This is a genomic window from Gemmatimonas sp., assembly GCF_031426495.1.
GTDB lineage: Bacteria > Gemmatimonadota > Gemmatimonadetes > Gemmatimonadales > Gemmatimonadaceae > Gemmatimonas.
The window spans coordinates 274,560-290,646 of record NZ_JANPLK010000059.1 but is presented as its reverse complement, the minus strand read 5'-3'; the positions used below and the strand labels follow the sequence as shown (position 1 = coordinate 290,646).

The following is a 16,087-nucleotide window of genomic DNA, read 5'->3' as shown; positions in this document are numbered from 1 at the left end:
CAAACGCATGTGGGTGAGGGCATTGGGGTATGTCGGGGGGATCGATCGCGGCTGCGTGCTTGCTTCGTGAACTGCGGGAGGGCCGACAGCGCGACAGATGTCGCACGCGCGATGTCGCACGCGCGATGTCGCGTGTCGCGCGACAGATGGCGCGGGCGACTGGTGCTGCAACGGCAACGGCCTGAACACGGAGACCACCGATGACACTGAACGAGCCACAGATAAGCGAAAAGCGCTGTTGGCTTATCTGTGTGGTCGGTGCAATCGGTTCACTCCGTGTTCTTGCTGTGGGCGGTGTGCGGTGGGCGGTGGGCTGTGGGCTGTGGGCCTTGGGCCTTGGGCCTTGGGCCTTGGGCGGTGGGCGGTGGGCGGTGGGCTTTGGGCCTTGGGCCTTGGGCCTTGGGCCTTGGGCCTTGGGCCTTGGGCCTTGGGCCTTGGGCCTTGGGCCTTGGGCCTTGGGCGGTGGGCGGTGGGCGGTGGGCTTTGGGCTACAACAGAGCGGGGCTGGAGCGCCGGCGCAGCCAGGCGCGGAGGCGGCGGAGGGAGAGGGTGATGCCGGTGACGACCAGCACGGCGCTACCGAGCGAGATGAGGCCGGCTAGGGTCTGCCCGAACACGCCCAGCACTTCACCGGTGTGGGCGAAACGCAAAATCGAGCGCAGGCGGCGGCCGGGGGACTGGCTGGCGAAGGACTGCAGCTCGGAGACCTGACCCTCAGTCGTGATCACGGCTGTCGCGCGCTTGTGGGGTTCGCCGCCCATGCCGCGGTCGAGGGCGAAGGAGGCATCGGCGTGGGGCTTGGTGGGCAGCGTGAGCGAGATCGTGCGCCAGTTGGGCATCTGTGCCTTGGCGACGGCCAATCGCGGCTGCAGCGCGCCGGGGATGGCCCCCGCCGGTCGGTCCGGCGCCGCTGGACCGGCGGCGGCTCGCGCCGGCGGCGCCTCGCCCGCCACACGGAACACCAGCGCGCTGGCCCAGGGATACGAGATCACCACGCCCGACGCCACCACGATCACCAGCGGGATCGCGCTCCAGAATCCGATCACGTTGTGCCAATTGAAGTCGCGCGCCTTGCCCGAAAGGCCTCGACGGAACCACGTCACGCTGCGCACTGAGGCCCACGTGAGGTTGCGCGGCCACCAGAGCCACATGCCGCTCAGCACGATCAGAAGAAACGCCAGATTGGCGGCGCCGGTCGCGGCGCGCCCCAGATCGCGCGTGTCGCCTTTCGCGGCCAGCCAGCGGTGCCAGTCGGTGACCTGTCGAAAGAAGCCACGCATCGTGGCCGACCCCGTGCCGAGCTCCTCCGCCGTGTAGGCATTGGCGAACACGCGGGACTCCCGTCCGAACTGCACCTCCACCGGCGTGTTCGCGCCCTCACGCCACACGATCGCCGTCGGGGTCGCCTGCCGGGAGGCGGCGACGCGGGATAGGAGCGTATCGGCCGGCAGCGCCAGCAGCCCCGCCGCCGGCGGTGCACCGTCCAGCCCCCGGAGATCGGCCCAGACCGTCATCTGCTTCTGGTACGTAAGTAGCACGCCAGTCACGGCCATGATGAACACGAGGGCGCCGGCGGCGAGGCCGATCACGAGGTGGGTCCAAAATAGGAAACGGCGGAAAAGGCGCACGGACATGTTTGTTGAGAATGATTCTCATGAAGGGAATTGAAGGGTAAGCGAGGTATCCCGACCAAGTCAATCGGCTATCGAACACGCCTTGCCCCTGTCGCCAAATTGCCGGGAATGACCTCCCTGCTCACCCTCCGCGCCGGCCCCGCTGCGCTCGCCCATCTCCGCGCGCATGGCGGTCTTCGCGGCGACCAGATCGACATCGTTCCGGGTGCGTCGGGAGGCGCCAAATGGATCGGGATCGGCGGACTCGATCGCTACCTCTTCGGGCACCTGCTACCACAGCCACGAACTCGCCCGCTGCACCTCATCGGCTCGTCGATCGGCAGCTGGCGCATGGCGTGCCTCGCCCAACGCGATCCGGTCGCCGCCCTCGCTCGCGGACACGAGGCGTACATCTACCGCCAGCGCTATTCGCCGAAGCCCGGCGCGCCGGAGGTGAGCGAGGTCCTTATGCGCGCCCTCGACGATCTGCTTGGTCCCGAGGGCGTGCACGAAATCCTGTCGCACCCGACGTTTCGCGTGCATGTGATCACGGCCGAGTCGCGCGGCCTCGCGTCGAGCCAGCGACGGCCCGTGCTGGCCACGGCCATGGCCCTCGCCGCCGCCGCCAACGTCGTGACGCGGCGTTCGCTCGCCTGGCAGATGACACGCACGATCTTTCACTCGGCTGGCAACGACTCACCGTTTCTGCATCTGCGCGATTTGCCGACGGTGCATCGCACGCTCACGCCGGAGAATCTGCGCGCGGCCCTGCTCGCCTCGGGGTCGATTCCGCTGCTCATGGAAGGCGTGCGCATTCCCGGTGCCCCCGGCCTGCACTGGGACGGCGGCGTGACCGACTACCACCTGGACCTCGACTACGGGCCCGGTCCCGGCCTCGTGCTCTATGCGCACTTTTATGATCATGTCGTGCCGGGCTGGTTCGACAAATCGCTGCCGTGGCGACGCGCGGGTGCGGTGAATTTCTCGCGCACGCTGTTGATCGCGCCATCGCCGGCATTCGTCGCCTCACTCCCCGGCACACGCATTCCCGATCGGCGTGATTTCTTCGAGTGCACCGAAGCCGAACGGATGACGCGGTGGCAAGCGATCCTCGATGCCAGCACCGCGCTCGGCGATGAACTGCATGAGCTCATCGAGACCGGGCGACTGGTCGATGCAATCATCCCGTGGGCGTAGGGATGTCCACCCTCGATCGCTATCTCGCCTTTCGCCGTTCACTCGGATCGCGTCCGGCGCTCGAGCCGCTCATCGTGCGCGCCCGCGGACTCGACTTCGCCGTGTATCACACGCCGGCCGTGGCCGGCACGTTGCCGCTGCTGTGCATCAACGGTGGTTTGTTGTTCGATCACACGCTGCTCTGGCCAGCGCTCGCCGCACTCGCCAGGCACCGACAACTCATCTTCTTCGATCAACGCGGCCGCGGCCGAAGTGCATCACCGCCGGGTATGCAGGCGTCGCGCATCGAGTTCGATGCGGGTGACGTGCCCGCGTTGCGCGTCGCGCTCGGCATTGCCCAATGGGACGTGCTCGGTCACTCGTGGGGCGGCGGCATCGCAATGCTCGCTACTGCGCAGGACCTCGAGGCCACGCGACAACTGGTGTTGGTCAACGCGGTCGGCGTGACCAGTGCGTGGCTCCCACCACTCCACGACGCCGGCGTGGCCCGACTCACGGGCGTAGCGCAACAGCGATTGGCCGCCTTCGACACCGCCGCGCTCACCAGCCCCGATCTCGACGCGCACGCCCGCTACGCGCAGGCGTTCTTCCCCGCCTGGTTTTTCGACCAGCAGTTCGCCGGTAGTGTGACGCCTCCGAAAGGCACCAGCGCCACCGGCGCGGTCGTCGCGGCACGCCTGCGCCGAGACGGCTACGACTGGCGCAATGCGCTGCGTGACCTGCCCACGCCAACGCTCGTCGTCCATGGAGCGGCGGACGTGCTGCCGTTTGAAGAAGCAGCACGCACGGCGGCGCACCTCGGCCACGCGCGTCTGCTGCCGATCGCGGAGGCGGGCCACAATCCCTTCTGGGAGGCCCCCGACGCCTTCTTCGCTGCGGTGCACACCTTCCTCGCGGAGGGACCACCAGACTCCTGACGCGACTCGATGAAGACCGCGGAAACGCTGCTCGCCTGCTGTGTGGTCGGATTGGCCTGCTTCATTGGCGGGCAGAGCGTCGGCGTGCGCCCATCTGCCATGCGCAGCGAGGCCGCCGGCGCGATCGATGAACGCGCCCCTCGTACGGGTCGCGGCCTGCGCATCGCCGTCGACAGCGGTTCGATCGTGCCGCGCGCGCTGCTGCACGGCGAGGAGTTTCTGGTGCCGTCGTCGCTGCTCGTGCGCCCGGATCGCCCGTCGATCTCGGCCGACGAAATGCGCCGTCGCCTCGCGCCCGGCATCAGCGGCACGTACATGAACGCGCTGTTGCGCTCCCGCGATTCGGCGCTCACCCGCTGGCCCGACCGCACCACCCGGCCGCTGCGTGTGTTCATACGCGACGGCGAGGACATCGAGGGCTGGAAGTCGGACTATCTCCCGGTGGTACGCGATGCGTTCGACACGTGGGTGCAGGCCGGTATTCCCGTGCGCTTCACCTTCGTGATCGACTCGGCGAGTGCCGATGTGCACGTGCGCTTCACCAGCTCGTTCGCCAACGGCATCAGCGGCAAGACGATCTGGAGCCGCGATGCCGCCTATTGGCTCGTGTCGAGCGACATTCAGCTGGCCGTGTCACATCCGGGCGGCGGCTACGTGACGCCCCCGCAGATGCGCGCGATTGCGTTGCACGAAGTCGGTCATCTGCTCGGCCTCGATCACGCCGAGTCGTCCGACGATATCATGTCGGCGCGCGTGCGCGTGCGTGAACTCAGCGAGACCGACCGCGCCACCGTGCGACTGCTGTATACGGTGCCCGCCGGCAGCCTGAAGTAGGCGATCGACGCCGCGCCTACCAGCGCAGCGTGACGGTCCGCGTGCCGTTCGCGCGGGAGAACACGGTAAGCCGCGCCTCGCGGGAGCCCGCCCCGGCAATCGCCCGACGCATCGCCTGCACATCGTGCACCGCCGTTCCGTTGAACGCGCGAATGATCTCGCCCCCCCGAAGTCCGGCCTCGGCGAATGGGGATCCCGGCATGGCACGCAACACGAGAATGCCCGGCTCGAGTCCCAACACCTCGGCAAAATCGTCATCGACCGTGGAAAGCTGCGCGCCCAACAGGACCGCGACGCCATTCGCGGCCGCGGGACCCGACACCGTGCCCATGCTCGGAGACGAGGGCGAGGGCGACGGTGCCGCGGATGAAATCATGAGACGACCGCTGAGCGCCCGCGGGGCGTCCGGCGGCAGCGCCGACATCGGTACCTCGGAGCCACGCATCACCACGAGCTGTCGCTCCACCTGTCGCGCGACGACCGTGACCGGAATCTCACGGGCCTTCGCGCCGCGCTTCACGCGCATACGCACCGTCTCACCCGGCACCAGCATGCTCTGGTAGTTGATGGCGCGCTGCGTGAGATCACGTCCATTGTAGGCCAGCACCGTATCACCGGCCAGCACACCGGCCCGCGAGGCGGGCGAGCCGATATCGACGGTTTCCACGACGGGATAGCCGCAGTGACTGACCAGCACGCCGTCGGGCGTGACCGTGCGTACTTGCGCGCCGAGCAAGCCGACGCCCATGTAGCCGACCTCGCTGACCGAGCGGCCCGACTGTGCCTCCGCCGCAGCGATGAACGCGGTGATCTGCGGCTGCAACGACCGGATGTTCGCCTCGATCGTGGGCGCGCTCAGTCGCAGCGTGCGGATACTGTCGCCGCGCTGCACGGTGATGATCTCACCATCGGGACCGTCGCGACGCTGCACCCGCACGATGATCGTTTGCATGAGCGAATCGACACCGCGCTGCACCTGGGTGATCCGCTGCACGTCGATACCCTGCAGCTGTTGTTGCTGTTCGAGCGTGAACGCCGCGCTTTCCAACTCACGCTTGAGACGCAGCAGCGCCATTCCTTCCGGCGCATTCACCAGCGCCGACGGGGTCGCCGCCAGCTCGGCGCAGGCGTTCGCGGCGGAACTGGCGATGATCGTGCCGCGCACGCGGGTGGGCGTGCGCACCGTGGTCTGGGCGCGCAGCGCGTCGGCACTCAGCGTGCCGGCGGTGACGAACACGGCGACGACGGGCAAGAAACGGAGACGCATATCAATATCGCTCGATGGTCTTACCCACGGGCAGCGAGGTGCCGAGCTGCTGCAGCGTGGCCTCGCGCGCGGAGAAGGCGGCGAGATAGTACTGGTTGAGGACAGGATCCTGCGGTGCGTCGCTGAGGGCGGCGCGCGAGGCGGCCATCATCTGATCGAGGGCCGCCAAACGGGCGCGGTACACGTCGGAGTCGTGCGGCGTACTGTCGTTGGCGGCCAGCCACAACGACGCGCGTTCGTAGTCCCGCTGTGCGCGGTTCAACAGGCTGGTGGCCTGACTCACCGACGCGAATTCACCGGCGGCGCCATAGGTCGCGGGACGCAGTGACACATCACCGAGTCCCAGCGATTCGGCCATCACGCCGGCCACACCGGCGGTGCGGGCGGACGAGACCAGCGGCGACCCAGCGGAAACGCGTCCCAGCACGGCACCACCGGCCATCAGGGCAACGGCCGCCGCGACGCGCAGCGACGAGCGGGCCCACCACGGGGTGACGGGCGCCGACGTCAGGCTGATCGGGGCCTGTTGCACGACCGGAGCCGGCGTCGAGCGGTCACCCTGCCGCAGGCCACTGGCAATGGACTCCCACGACGAGAGTCGATGCTCGGTGTCCGTCACATCGTGCGTGACCAAGGCGCCGGCCATCTGCACCAGCTGCGCGTACGCGGCGACCTCGCCACGACAGGTGGCACAGGCCGCGAGGTGCGCGTGCTCCTCGGGCGAAAACGCGTCGTGATCGAACGCGGCGAGCCGCTCAGAATCCAGGTGCTGCATAGCTACGATCCATGCCGGTTGATGAGGTGTCGACAAGCGGGGCGAGCAACCGGCGAAGCTTCGCCCGCGCCTTGAAGAGCTGCGACTTCGATCCGCCGGGGGTGATCCCCAGCTCCGTCGCGATCTCCTCGTGGGTATAGCCTTCCACATCGTGCAGCAGGAACACGGTCCGCGCGCCGGGCGACAGCTTGCGCGCCGCCTCGTCGATGGTGTGCGCCAGCATACTGCGATCGGCGTCCTGTTCCACGTACGCTGAGTCTTCTTCGATCGCCGTCTCGGTGGCGGCGAGTCGTTTGGTCCGCCGGAGCGCGTTCAGCGTGCGATTGATGGCCACGCGATGCACCCAGGTGCTGAACTTCGCATCGCCCCGCCATGACGGGAGCGCGTGAAAGATCTGGATCCAGACCTCCTGCGCGATGTCCTCGGCAAGGTCGGGATCCGCGGCGAGTCGACGGACGACGGCATCGACATGCGCCGCGTGCTGATTCCACAGCAGGCGCATGGCTCGCTCGTCGCCCTCGATCGCCCGGCGGACGATAGCGGCATCGGTTTCCATAGGTTCCATCGAATCTGTCACCAGATGTCGGGAATGGGTTGCCTGTGCAGCGCAGATGCAGCGACATCACCAAGCCCGCGTTGCTTTCGGCGAACCGGATCGTGAAATCAGGGTAGATTCGCTTGACGGGCGTAGCGGTCCGTCTTAAATGCCCATGGTGGGCTATTCAGCGCCCACCGATGGCTCTTCTCCCTACGGCCGGCCACCTCTGGTGTTACTGCTCGCCGCACTCGCAATCGCTGCCGCCGACATGACGGCCACCAGCGGGCTCCCGGAACGGGAGCCGGCAGCCGTTGGCATGTCCTCGGCGCGCCTGTCGACGATCGACCGCGTGGTGCAGCGGGGGGTCGATGCGGGCGGGTATCCGGGCGCGTCGGTCGTGGTTGGACGGAAGGGCTACTCGGTGCTGTCCCGTGGTTTCGGTGCGCTCGATTGGTCGGGCCGAACCCGGGTCTCGTCGCAGGAGAGCATCTACGACCTGGCATCGCTCACAAAGGTTGTCGCAACCACCACGGCCATCATGGTGCTGTACGATGCGGGCAAGGTGGATATTGACGCCCCCGTGTCGCGGTATCTCCCTGACTTTTCCGGCGGACTGCGCGATCAGGTGACGGTTCGCCATCTGCTTACGCACCGTGCCGGTCTCCCGGCTGGACGTGAACTCTGGCGTATCGCGAAGACCCCGGCCGAAGCGCGTGCGGCGGTGTTGGCCTCGCCGATCCAGTGCGCGCCCGGCAACTGTTACGAGTATTCCGACCTCGGCGCCGACTTGCTGGGCTTCGTCGCCGAAGCGGCCAGCGGTCAAAAGCTCGACACCTTCCTCGAGCGCACCGTGTTCGCGAAGCTCGGCATGTCGGATACGCATTTCCGGCCAGACGCGATGTCGGCGGGACGCACAGCGCCCACGGAGATCGCACCGCCGCGCGGCTATCCGCTGCGGGGCGAAGTGCACGACGAGAATGCCTACGCGCTCGGCGGTGTGGCCGGACATGCCGGGTTGTTCAGCACCGCCGAAGACTTGTCCGTGTTCGCCCAGATGCTGCTCGACGGCGGCGTGTACAACGGCGTGCGGGTGGTCTCCGATTCGGCCGTGGCGCTGTTCACCAAGCGGGCTGCCGGTCACCGTGCCTTGGGTTGGGATACCTGCGACGGCGGCGCCGGCTGCGGGCAGTACATGTCCGAGCGCGCCTTCGGCCACACCGGCTTTACGGGCACGTCGCTCTGGATCGATCCCGACCGGCAGATGTTCGTCATTCTGCTCACCAACCGGGTGCACGCGGCGCGGGCCCGCCGTCCCAGCAAGGTCATCGCCGACGTGCGCAACGACCTCGCCGATGCGGCCGTGCTGGCGGTGATGGACGACCCGACCGGCGTCATGGCGATGCCGGTCAGTTTCCGGGCCGACCGCGCGCAGGACTGGAACCGGCCCCTTCGCTCAAGCCGTGCCAGCAGCGCGGCGTCGCGTCGCCGGGTCGCCGCCGCCAAGCGAGCCTCGGCCAAGCGGGCTTCGGCCAAGCGCACGACCGCCAAGAAGTCGTCGGTCAAGTCGTCGTCGAAGAGCACCGCGAAATCGGGCACCAAGGCGTCGGTGTCCAAGTCTTCCGCCGGCGCCAAGAAGAAGAGCCCGGTGAAGAAGCCCGTGTTCAAAAAGAGCGCGAAGAAGAAGCGCTAGCGGAACAGGGACTGGACTGATCGGTTATTGTTCTTGCATGGATCAGATCCAAGACCCGACGCCTGACGCGGAACCCGCTGGCGAGATTTCTGCCGATCAGGCGCGCCTGGTGCTGCGGCGCGTGAAAGACCCTGAGCTCAATCTCAACATCGTCGATCTCGGCTTGATCTACGATGTGCACGTGAATGGAACGAACGTGCAGATTGATATGAGTCTCACGTCCCCCGGCTGTCCGTCAGGACCGGAAATCATGGGCGAGGCGGAGCAACAGCTGCGCACGATTCCCGGCATCGGCGACGTCACGATGAACCTGGTCTGGTCGCCGCCCTGGACTCCGGAGCGCATCGAGCCCCGGGTCCGTGCCTACATGGGCTTCTAGCTCGGCGCCTACGCGTCCGCCCTAAACCTCAGGACAGCTCGACGCGCATCACCGCGTTGCGCTCGGCCCGCTCGGCTCGCGCCATGCGGGCCAGCAGCAGGGCCACGGGCACCAGCATCACCGCACCCGTCCAGAGGGCGAAATCGGCCACGTTGGCCACGATCGTGGTGTCGCCGGTCAAGCGAATCGCCAGAAAATCGGCAACGCCTTCAGGGCCGAAGAGCATGCTGAGCAGATTGCCCACCGCGCCGCCGGCGACGAACGCCAGCGCCCGTGTCGCGCGACGGTCCACCGCCGCCATCGCCTGCACCACCGACGCGATCAGACCCACGGCCAACAGCGTCACCAGCACGTTGAGCTGCCAGGTGTAGGGGCCGACCTGCACGCCGCCGGCACTGCCCGTGTTGAAGACGACGAACAGCGAGAACCGATCGCTGACGGGCACGACGCCCGTGGATCCCAGTGACCGGACCGCGACTTCTTTGGCCAGCAGATCAACGGCGGTAACCAGCGCCGTGATCCCGATGAAGCGGGCACGGACGGTGTCGAACAAGCCCTGGACGCGTGGAGCGCGAAGCGTATCGAGTCGCATGCTGTGGGGCGGCGGGAGAAATCAGGCAAACCCGAGCGGGTCTTGCCCTCTCCTAGCGCACTCTGCGTGCCGCGACGACATGAATGCCTCGACATGTGTCAGGCGACCTGAGCGGGCCCGCATTATCCAGGTAAGTCATTTTATCACTGACACTTCCATCGACCTGCGCGATTCGCTCGACGATGATTTCCGGTCGAGTTCGCAAAAACTGGGGTGTGGCGTGCGGTGAACAGCTAGTGCACTCACGATACGGTCGTAGCGACCGCGCCACAGCGCAGTGCGGCGGGCCGAAGCGGACTACTCAGCCCGGTACGGGGAGTCGACCGCGGTCGCGAACGGGGCGAGCGCTTTCACGAAGCCCGAGCCGAGGACTTCGGCCTGCCACTTCCGGAGTTCAGGGAGCTCCTGCAGCTCGTCGACATGGCGCGGACGACGACGCGCCACGGCCTCCATGCGATCGCGTGAGCAGAGCACACCCGGATCAAGATCGAGATCGGTCGCGACGGCATCACGTACGGACTTGAGGCGCGCGACGCGATCATCGAAGTCGGCCTCACGATCCCAGCGCGCCGCTTTCGGGAAGCGCGGCAGATCAGCCTCGGCCACGTCGTTGCCTCGCGCGATGGCCTGCAGTGCTTCCTGGGCGCGTGCGTCATTCATGCCGCGAGGAAAGCCTTTCACGGCGAACAACGTATCGCGCGACGTCGGCGCCAGGCGCGCGAGATCGAGCAGTGTTTCGTTGCCGGCCACGCGGAAGGTGGCGCGATCCAATTCGGCGGCGATTGAGTCGCGCCACTTCACGAGCTCACGCAGACGCGCCAGCTCACGACGCGTGAGATCGCGCGCGCCCTTCATGCGGAGAAAGCTATTTTCGGCTTGATCGGGATCCCACCGCGTGGTTTCCGCGCGAATGAATTCTTCCTGCGCCCAGTGCCATCGGCCCTTCGCCACCAGCTGCTGATGCAGCTTGTCGCGAAGGCCGAGCAGGTGGCGTGTGTCTTGCGCTGCGTAATCGAGCATGTCCGCCGTGAGGGGGCGCATGCTCCAGTCGGCGCGCTGATGCTTCTTGTCGAGCTTCAGGCCGAAATACTGTTCCAGCAACGCGGCGAGACCGAATGCCCGAATCCCCAAGAGCTGCGCGGCCACGCGCGTGTCGAACAGGTTCTTCACCTGCCACCCATAGTCCTGATGCAGCAATCGCAGGTCGTAATCGGCGTCGTGCAACACGATCTCAACCTGCGGGTCCTCGATCAGCGCGCCCAGGCGTGACGGCTTGCCGATCGGGAGCGGATCGATCACGGCTTCATGACGATCCGTGGACATCTGCAGCAAATAGATGCGGTCCACGAAGCGGTGAAAACTCGCGCCCTCGGTGTCGAGCGCTATGGCTCGGACCGGCGAGAGACTCGCGAGGAACTGATCGACGGAGTCGACCGTATCGAGATAGAGCGGTGCGGATGCTGACATGGCTATCCGAAAGGTACATCGGTCCGCTTCACAGAGGGGAAAATTCGGCGAATGCGTCCGACTGGTACCTCTACCACCGCGTTGGCGTGTCTTCCGCAGTAGTTTCGTCGCTATGACCACCATCGATCAGGATCTGCTCCCCGAGCCGCTGTCCCCTGAGCGGCGAGGCTGGCGTACTGCCGACCTCGCCCGGGCTTCCGTCGTGGCGCTGGCCGTCTGGTTCGGGCTGCAGCTGGCCTGGTCCGTGAGCTCGCTGCTGTTCCTCGTCTTTCTGGCCACGCTGTTCGGTCTGGCCGTCGGCCGAGGGGTGGACTACCTCGAACGGTTCCGCATCCGGCGTGGCATCGCGTCGGCGCTGATCGTGCTTAGTACGCTTGGCGCCATCGGCGGGGTACTGGCGTGGACGGCGCCAACGCTGATCGAGCAGGGGAAGCAGCTACAGACCGAGTTCCCGGAAGCGATTCACAAGGTCCAGACCTGGATCGACTCGAAGCGCACGGGGCTGGTCGGCACGCTGATCAAGTCGGCGGCCACGCCACCGGCCACGGCCGGCGGCGTCACGGTCGCCCCCCCGGTGGCGGTGGGCGTCCCGGCGACGAGCACGCGCAAACCGACCGCCGCGCAGGTGTTGCGCCAGGCGGCCGATTCCATCGCGGCGTCACCCAGCGAGGCAATCAAGAAGCGCATCACGGAGCAACTTGGCGGTGCGTCTCGCTACCTGTTCTCGTTCGTGTCGAACACGCTGACGGCGGTAGCGGCGTTCGTTCTGCTGGTGTTCCTGGCGATGTACATCGGCGCCGAGCCCGAGGTCTATCGCGGGTGGCTGCTGTCGGTGGTTCCGGCCACCTCGCGGGCGCAGGTGCGGCTGGTGCTCGCGGAAATCGCCACCGTGCTCCGGAAATGGCTTGTCACGCAGATGATCGCGATGGTCGTGATCGGTGTCGTGAGCATGATCGTGCTGCTGTTGCTCGGCGTGAAGGCCCCATTTGCGCTGGCGTTCATCGCCGGCCTGTTCGAGTTCATCCCCACGGTGGGTCCGGTGATGAGCGCCGTGCCGGCCGTGCTGATGGCGTTCGTGGACTCGCCGGAGAAGGCGCTGGCGGTACTGATCGCGTACTGGGGGATCCAGTTCCTCGAGAACAATCTGCTCATCCCGTATCTCATGCGCGGTGAGATGGATTTGCCGCCGGCGATCACACTGGTGGCGCAATCGTTGATGACGCTGGTGTTCGGCTTCGTGGGGCTCATGGTCGCGGTGCCGCTGACGGCCGCGGTCCTGGTGCCACTGCGCATGATGGCCGAGCGCGAAAACGCCCGGGAGAAAGCGATGGTGAAGCAGGGCAAATTGGAGGACATGGCGCGGGCCGACGTGGATCCTGACACGGTCATGGACGTGGCCGACAGCGGTCCTGTCCCGGCGGCCTCATGATCGCCCAGCTCCCCGGATATCAGGTTGGCTTTGACGACAGTGGTGACGGCCTACCGGTGGTTTTCCTGCACGGCTTTCCGCATGATCGCACCTTGTGGACGGCCCAGCGCATGTCGCTGGCGCCGCACGTGCGGTGCATCGTGCCCGACCTGCGTGGCTTCGGCCATTCGAGCACGTTCGGCCCATTCTCGATGGACCAGTACGCCGATGATGTCGCGGCACTGCTGGACTGGCTCGGGATCGAGGCGGCGGTGGTGTGCGGACTCTCGATGGGCGGCTACGTGGCCATGGCCATGTGGCGGCGGCACCCCGATCGCATCCGGGCGCTGATCTTCTCGGATACCAAGGCCGGGGCCGACGACGAGGACACCCGGAGCAAGCGGGACGACCTGATCGCGCTCGTGAAGCGGGATGGCTCGCGGGCGATCGCCGACGCGCAGTTGCAAGGGATGCTGGGGAAGGAGTCACGGGCGCGGCGTCCCGACGTGGTGAACACGATCCGGGTCATGATGGCGCGGCAGTCGGTGGCGGGGATCACGGGGGCGCTGCAGGCGCTTCGGGACCGCCCGGACTCACGGGAAACGCTCGGGACGATTACCGTTCCCACACTCGTGGTGGTGGGAGAAGACGACGTGCTGACGCCGATCAAGGAGGCGCGCGCGATCGCCGAAGCCCTTCCCGCTGCGGCGCGCGTCCGCATGGAGATCATCGCGGGGGCGGGACACCTGCCCTGCGTCGAGCGCCCTGCGGCGACGACGCATGCGTTCTCCGATTTCCTCGCGACGCTCGCCGATTCGGCCTGACCGACTCATCGACCGCGCCTTTCATTTCGCTCTTTTCCGCCGTCGATGACTGCTCCTGTTTCCGAAGCCGAACGTTCAACCGCTGCCCGTATCGGGCAGGTGCTGTTCAAGAACCGCGGCTGGCTTCCCGTGCCATTTCTGGCGGTGCCGCTGCTGGTGCCCGGCGTACAGTCGGCACAGACGTGGATCGCCGGCCTGCTGCTGGTGCTGCTGGGCGAGTTGGTGCGCACCGCGGGTGTGGCGGCGGCGGGGACCGTCACGCGTCGTCGCTCGCGCGATGTGCAGCGCCTCGTCACGTACGGCGCATTCGCGTGGTGCCGGAACCCGCTCTACGTGGGCAACTTTCTGGCGTGGATCGGCTTCACGGTGGTGTCGGGCGTGAACTGGTTCATTCCGGTGGCGATCGTGATCTTCGCGATCGAGTACACGCTGATCGTGCGCTACGAAGAAGGCGTGCTGGAATCGATCTTCGGACAGGAGTATCTGGACTACAAAGCACGCACGCCGCGGTGGTTCGGTCGTCCGCCCAGCGGCAGCACGGAAGGGCAGCATGATTGGGCCGAAGCCATCTGGAGCGAGCGCTCGACGGTGCTGCAGTACGTGGTGTTGTGCGGGCTGTTCTGGCTCAAGAACCGCGGCTGGGCGGTGTAAGCAGCCTGCAGCCACAGGCAAAAGCGGGCCGCGACATGACGTCGCGGCCCGCTTTTCAATCATCGTGCATACGCCTTAGCGCGTGGGGCGTCCCGGTGGAGTCGGTCCGGCGAAGACTTCCTTGTTCTTGCCGATGAAGCTCTTGAGCTGCACGGGCACGTCTTCCTCAGGGAAGATCGCGGTGACAGGGCACTCCGGCTCGCAGGCGCCGCAGTCGATGCACTCGTCGGGATGGATGTAGAGCTGGTCCTCTCCCTCGTAGATGCAATCCACGGGGCAGACGTCCACGCACGACTTGTCCTTGACGGAAATACAGGCTTCAGTAATGACGTAGGGCATGAGCGAAGTCTCGGGTCCGACGCGACCAGGAATGGCGGCGATTGAGAAGGGAAGATACTCGACCGTGCACGCGCGACAAGCGCGAAATTCGCGGGAACTTATCCGCGCCAGGGCGGCAATTCGCCGCGCTTCAGCTCGGGATTCTCGCGATAGAGCGTGAACGTCCGGCCGATCACCTGAATCACCTCGGCGCGCGCGCGTTCCGCCGCGTCACGGGCGGCGTCCTTCGCCGTGAGATCCCCAGCCTTGGCCACCTGCACCTTCACCAATTCATGCGTGCGCAACACGTCATTGAGACTGGCGAGCAGCGCCGGCGTAAGCCCGGCGTGACCGATATGCACTTGCACGCTCAAATGGTGTGCTTCCGCGCGCAACGCCGCACGGTCCTTGCCCTTCATGCTCATGAATCCCTCGAGCGCCGGCGAGCCGACGTCATGGACGCAGGGCATCGAGCGCAAAAAACGAAAACGGGTTGATGGCGGGACCGTCCCACCATGCGCGCCCCACGACCCGCTTCATCACCTGAAAATGGAGATGCGGCGTATCCGGTGGTGCATTGCCCGTCGTTCCAACGTAGCCGATCACCGACCCCTTGGCGACTCGGTCGCCCACCGCGAGCCCTTTCCGGTACCGCTGGAGATGGGCGTAGTAATACACGAATCGCTGCGCCGGGTCGTACGCGTAGATCACGATGCCGCCTACCGGCCCCGAGAACAGACGCCCGATGATGAGGTCATCGGAGGCCACGACGGCGGAATAGCGCGGGGCAAGGATATCGAGCGCCCCGTGAATGCCCACGGTGCGCTTGGCCGTGAAATTGTCCCGGAGCGTACCGCGCGGAATCCCCTCCACCGGCACCATCAATTGGCGCTGCCAGAGGGCGGCAAGGTCCTCGTCGCTGACCCGCGCATCGAGCGGGCCGACGTGGGATGGCGTCGGGCCTATCGGGCCCGACGCGGCCACTGGGGACCGGGCGGCCGCCGGCAATGGCTCGAGGGCCGGTCGGGCGGTGTGCGATGACGAGCAGGCGGCCATCATCAACAGCAGCGCCACCGCAGTCGCCAACCGGGTCGGGGACGGGGCCGGCGCGCGCCCCACACTCACCCCTTGACCACTTCCGGGCGGAAGAATGGCTCGAGGTAGCGTAAAAGATCGTCCACCGAGCGCACCTTGACCTTCAGCTCATCGAGTTCGTTCGCGCGCGGCAGACGCGCCCCGGCACGATCGGCGATCACCAGAACGGCATCCTCGAGATCAAGATCGATCAGGCCGTATTCGTGCTCGAGATTGTCGTTGGGATTCACGATGTAGTGCGGCGCCACGGCGCCATGGCGCTCGGCGAGATACGCGTACACCTGCGAGAGGAGCAGCTCGGGATAGCGACCCCGGAACGCATCACGGAAGCGCGACAGCCCGTCGCGTTCGATCGACGCCTGATTGATGCGCTGCGCGCGAATCAGGGCGATCAGTCCAATAATCAGCACCACAACGGCAACGATAACAGTCAGACGCACGACGTTCGATGCCTCCGGTGGGGACGGCGTTCAGAAGGGGCTGCGTGCAATCGCGCAACATCGATATGCTACTCGTTTCGCC

Annotated in this window: 18 protein-coding genes; 8 read left to right on the top strand and 10 right to left on the bottom strand. The window is 66.6% G+C overall.

The annotated features are described in order from the left end of the window. Positions 1-488: 488 nt before the first annotated feature. The gene (locus tag RMP10_RS16040; protein ID WP_310571183.1) at positions 489-1,634 is read right to left on the bottom strand and encodes a PepSY-associated TM helix domain-containing protein; all 1,146 of its coding nucleotides are present in this window, start codon (positions 1,632-1,634) and stop codon (positions 489-491) included. Positions 1,635-1,742: 108 nt separating this feature from the next. On the opposite strand from RMP10_RS16040, the gene RMP10_RS16035 reads away from it, so the two are divergent. The 3 genes from RMP10_RS16035 to RMP10_RS16025 are packed head-to-tail and all read left to right on the top strand — an operon-like array spanning position 1,743 to position 4,561. Continuing rightward, positions 1,743-2,810, top strand: coding sequence for a patatin-like phospholipase family protein (locus RMP10_RS16035; RefSeq protein WP_310571182.1), 1,068 nt, complete (start codon positions 1,743-1,745; stop codon positions 2,808-2,810). 2 nt (positions 2,811-2,812) lie between these two features. Next, positions 2,813-3,727, top strand: a complete 915-nt coding sequence (locus RMP10_RS16030; RefSeq protein ID WP_310571181.1) for an alpha/beta hydrolase — start codon at positions 2,813-2,815, stop codon at positions 3,725-3,727. Between the two features lie 9 nt (positions 3,728-3,736). Then, positions 3,737-4,561, top strand: coding sequence for a matrixin family metalloprotease (locus RMP10_RS16025; RefSeq protein ID WP_310571180.1), 825 nt, complete (start codon positions 3,737-3,739; stop codon positions 4,559-4,561). Between the two features lie 16 nt (positions 4,562-4,577). Here the strand turns inward: RMP10_RS16025 and RMP10_RS16020 are convergent, their stop codons facing one another. The 3 genes from RMP10_RS16020 to RMP10_RS16010 are packed head-to-tail and all read right to left on the bottom strand — an operon-like array spanning position 4,578 to position 7,168. After that, positions 4,578-5,828: a PDZ domain-containing protein gene (locus RMP10_RS16020; protein WP_310571179.1), complete on the bottom strand. Its 1,251-nt coding sequence runs from the start codon at positions 5,826-5,828 to the stop codon at positions 4,578-4,580. Position 5,829: 1 nt separating this feature from the next. Then, a complete protein-coding gene (locus RMP10_RS16015) occupies positions 5,830-6,603 on the bottom strand; it encodes a hypothetical protein (RefSeq protein ID WP_310571178.1) in 774 nt (257 codons plus the stop codon). Continuing rightward, the gene (locus tag RMP10_RS16010; protein WP_310571177.1) at positions 6,584-7,168 is read right to left on the bottom strand and encodes a sigma-70 family RNA polymerase sigma factor; all 585 of its coding nucleotides are present in this window, start codon (positions 7,166-7,168) and stop codon (positions 6,584-6,586) included. Before RMP10_RS16010 ends, RMP10_RS16015 begins: the two co-directional genes overlap by 20 nt. Before the next feature lie 145 nt (positions 7,169-7,313). Here RMP10_RS16010 and RMP10_RS16005 point away from each other — a divergent pair, with 145 nt between their 5' ends. After that, complete coding sequence (locus RMP10_RS16005; protein WP_310571176.1) at positions 7,314-8,831, top strand: serine hydrolase; 1,518 nt, start codon at positions 7,314-7,316, stop codon at positions 8,829-8,831. A 37-nt stretch (positions 8,832-8,868) separates the two neighbouring features. After that, complete coding sequence (locus RMP10_RS16000; protein ID WP_309670816.1) at positions 8,869-9,210, top strand: metal-sulfur cluster assembly factor; 342 nt, start codon at positions 8,869-8,871, stop codon at positions 9,208-9,210. A 28-nt stretch (positions 9,211-9,238) separates the two neighbouring features. Here RMP10_RS16000 and RMP10_RS15995 read toward each other — a convergent pair whose 3' ends face one another. Further along, positions 9,239-9,802: a signal peptidase II gene (locus RMP10_RS15995; protein WP_310571175.1), complete on the bottom strand. Its 564-nt coding sequence runs from the start codon at positions 9,800-9,802 to the stop codon at positions 9,239-9,241. Positions 9,803-10,099: 297 nt separating this feature from the next. Beyond that, positions 10,100-11,269 carry an HRDC domain-containing protein gene (locus RMP10_RS15990; protein ID WP_310571174.1) on the bottom strand — a complete coding sequence of 390 codons (1,170 nt, stop codon included), beginning with the start codon at positions 11,267-11,269 and terminating at the stop codon, positions 10,100-10,102. Between the two features lie 112 nt (positions 11,270-11,381). On the opposite strand from RMP10_RS15990, the gene RMP10_RS15985 reads away from it, so the two are divergent. The 3 genes from RMP10_RS15985 to RMP10_RS15975 are packed head-to-tail and all read left to right on the top strand — an operon-like array spanning position 11,382 to position 14,152. Further along, entirely contained in the window at positions 11,382-12,698 is a 1,317-nt protein-coding gene (locus RMP10_RS15985; RefSeq protein ID WP_310571173.1) for an AI-2E family transporter, read from the top strand. Beyond that, positions 12,695-13,501 carry an alpha/beta fold hydrolase gene (locus RMP10_RS15980; RefSeq protein WP_309670812.1) on the top strand — a complete coding sequence of 269 codons (807 nt, stop codon included), beginning with the start codon at positions 12,695-12,697 and terminating at the stop codon, positions 13,499-13,501. Before RMP10_RS15985 ends, RMP10_RS15980 begins: the two co-directional genes overlap by 4 nt. A 45-nt stretch (positions 13,502-13,546) precedes the next feature. Then, positions 13,547-14,152, top strand: coding sequence for an isoprenylcysteine carboxylmethyltransferase family protein (locus RMP10_RS15975; RefSeq protein ID WP_309670811.1), 606 nt, complete (start codon positions 13,547-13,549; stop codon positions 14,150-14,152). 75 nt (positions 14,153-14,227) lie between these two features. On the opposite strand, the gene RMP10_RS15970 is transcribed toward RMP10_RS15975, so the two are convergent. From RMP10_RS15970 to RMP10_RS15955, 4 genes are all read right to left on the bottom strand, one after another. Then, positions 14,228-14,491 (bottom strand): ferredoxin family protein, encoded by a 264-nt coding sequence (locus RMP10_RS15970; protein WP_171227231.1) that lies wholly within the window; start codon positions 14,489-14,491, stop codon positions 14,228-14,230. Between the two features lie 98 nt (positions 14,492-14,589). Beyond that, positions 14,590-14,940 (bottom strand): YhbY family RNA-binding protein, encoded by a 351-nt coding sequence (locus RMP10_RS15965; RefSeq protein WP_310571172.1) that lies wholly within the window; start codon positions 14,938-14,940, stop codon positions 14,590-14,592. Continuing rightward, complete coding sequence (locus RMP10_RS15960; protein WP_310571171.1) at positions 14,924-15,595, bottom strand: M23 family metallopeptidase; 672 nt, start codon at positions 15,593-15,595, stop codon at positions 14,924-14,926. Before RMP10_RS15960 ends, RMP10_RS15965 begins: the two co-directional genes overlap by 17 nt. Continuing rightward, complete coding sequence (locus RMP10_RS15955) at positions 15,592-16,005, bottom strand: hypothetical protein (RefSeq protein ID WP_309670808.1); 414 nt, start codon at positions 16,003-16,005, stop codon at positions 15,592-15,594. Before RMP10_RS15955 ends, RMP10_RS15960 begins: the two co-directional genes overlap by 4 nt. Positions 16,006-16,087 lie beyond the last annotated feature (82 nt).

Excerpts from the sequence above, each read along its gene's own strand:
- RMP10_RS16040 (WP_310571183.1), bottom strand. The coding sequence starts at position 1,634 with ATGTCCGTGCGCCTTTTCCGCCGTTTCCTATTTTGGACCCACCTCGTG.
- RMP10_RS16035 (WP_310571182.1), top strand. The coding sequence starts at position 1,743 with ATGACCTCCCTGCTCACCCTCCGCGCCGGCCCCGCTGCGCTCGCCCAT.
- RMP10_RS16030 (WP_310571181.1), top strand. The coding sequence starts at position 2,813 with ATGTCCACCCTCGATCGCTATCTCGCCTTTCGCCGTTCACTCGGATCG.
- RMP10_RS16025 (WP_310571180.1), top strand. The coding sequence starts at position 3,737 with ATGAAGACCGCGGAAACGCTGCTCGCCTGCTGTGTGGTCGGATTGGCC.
- RMP10_RS16020 (WP_310571179.1), bottom strand. The coding sequence starts at position 5,828 with ATGCGTCTCCGTTTCTTGCCCGTCGTCGCCGTGTTCGTCACCGCCGGC.
- RMP10_RS16015 (WP_310571178.1), bottom strand. The coding sequence starts at position 6,603 with ATGCAGCACCTGGATTCTGAGCGGCTCGCCGCGTTCGATCACGACGCG.
- RMP10_RS16010 (WP_310571177.1), bottom strand. The coding sequence starts at position 7,168 with ATGGAACCTATGGAAACCGATGCCGCTATCGTCCGCCGGGCGATCGAG.
- RMP10_RS16005 (WP_310571176.1), top strand. The coding sequence starts at position 7,314 with ATGGTGGGCTATTCAGCGCCCACCGATGGCTCTTCTCCCTACGGCCGG.
- RMP10_RS16000 (WP_309670816.1), top strand. The coding sequence starts at position 8,869 with ATGGATCAGATCCAAGACCCGACGCCTGACGCGGAACCCGCTGGCGAG.
- RMP10_RS15995 (WP_310571175.1), bottom strand. The coding sequence starts at position 9,802 with ATGCGACTCGATACGCTTCGCGCTCCACGCGTCCAGGGCTTGTTCGAC.
- RMP10_RS15990 (WP_310571174.1), bottom strand. The coding sequence starts at position 11,269 with ATGTCAGCATCCGCACCGCTCTATCTCGATACGGTCGACTCCGTCGAT.
- RMP10_RS15985 (WP_310571173.1), top strand. The coding sequence starts at position 11,382 with ATGACCACCATCGATCAGGATCTGCTCCCCGAGCCGCTGTCCCCTGAG.
- RMP10_RS15980 (WP_309670812.1), top strand. The coding sequence starts at position 12,695 with ATGATCGCCCAGCTCCCCGGATATCAGGTTGGCTTTGACGACAGTGGT.
- RMP10_RS15975 (WP_309670811.1), top strand. The coding sequence starts at position 13,547 with ATGACTGCTCCTGTTTCCGAAGCCGAACGTTCAACCGCTGCCCGTATC.
- RMP10_RS15970 (WP_171227231.1), bottom strand. The coding sequence starts at position 14,491 with ATGCCCTACGTCATTACTGAAGCCTGTATTTCCGTCAAGGACAAGTCG.
- RMP10_RS15965 (WP_310571172.1), bottom strand. The coding sequence starts at position 14,940 with ATGCCCTGCGTCCATGACGTCGGCTCGCCGGCGCTCGAGGGATTCATG.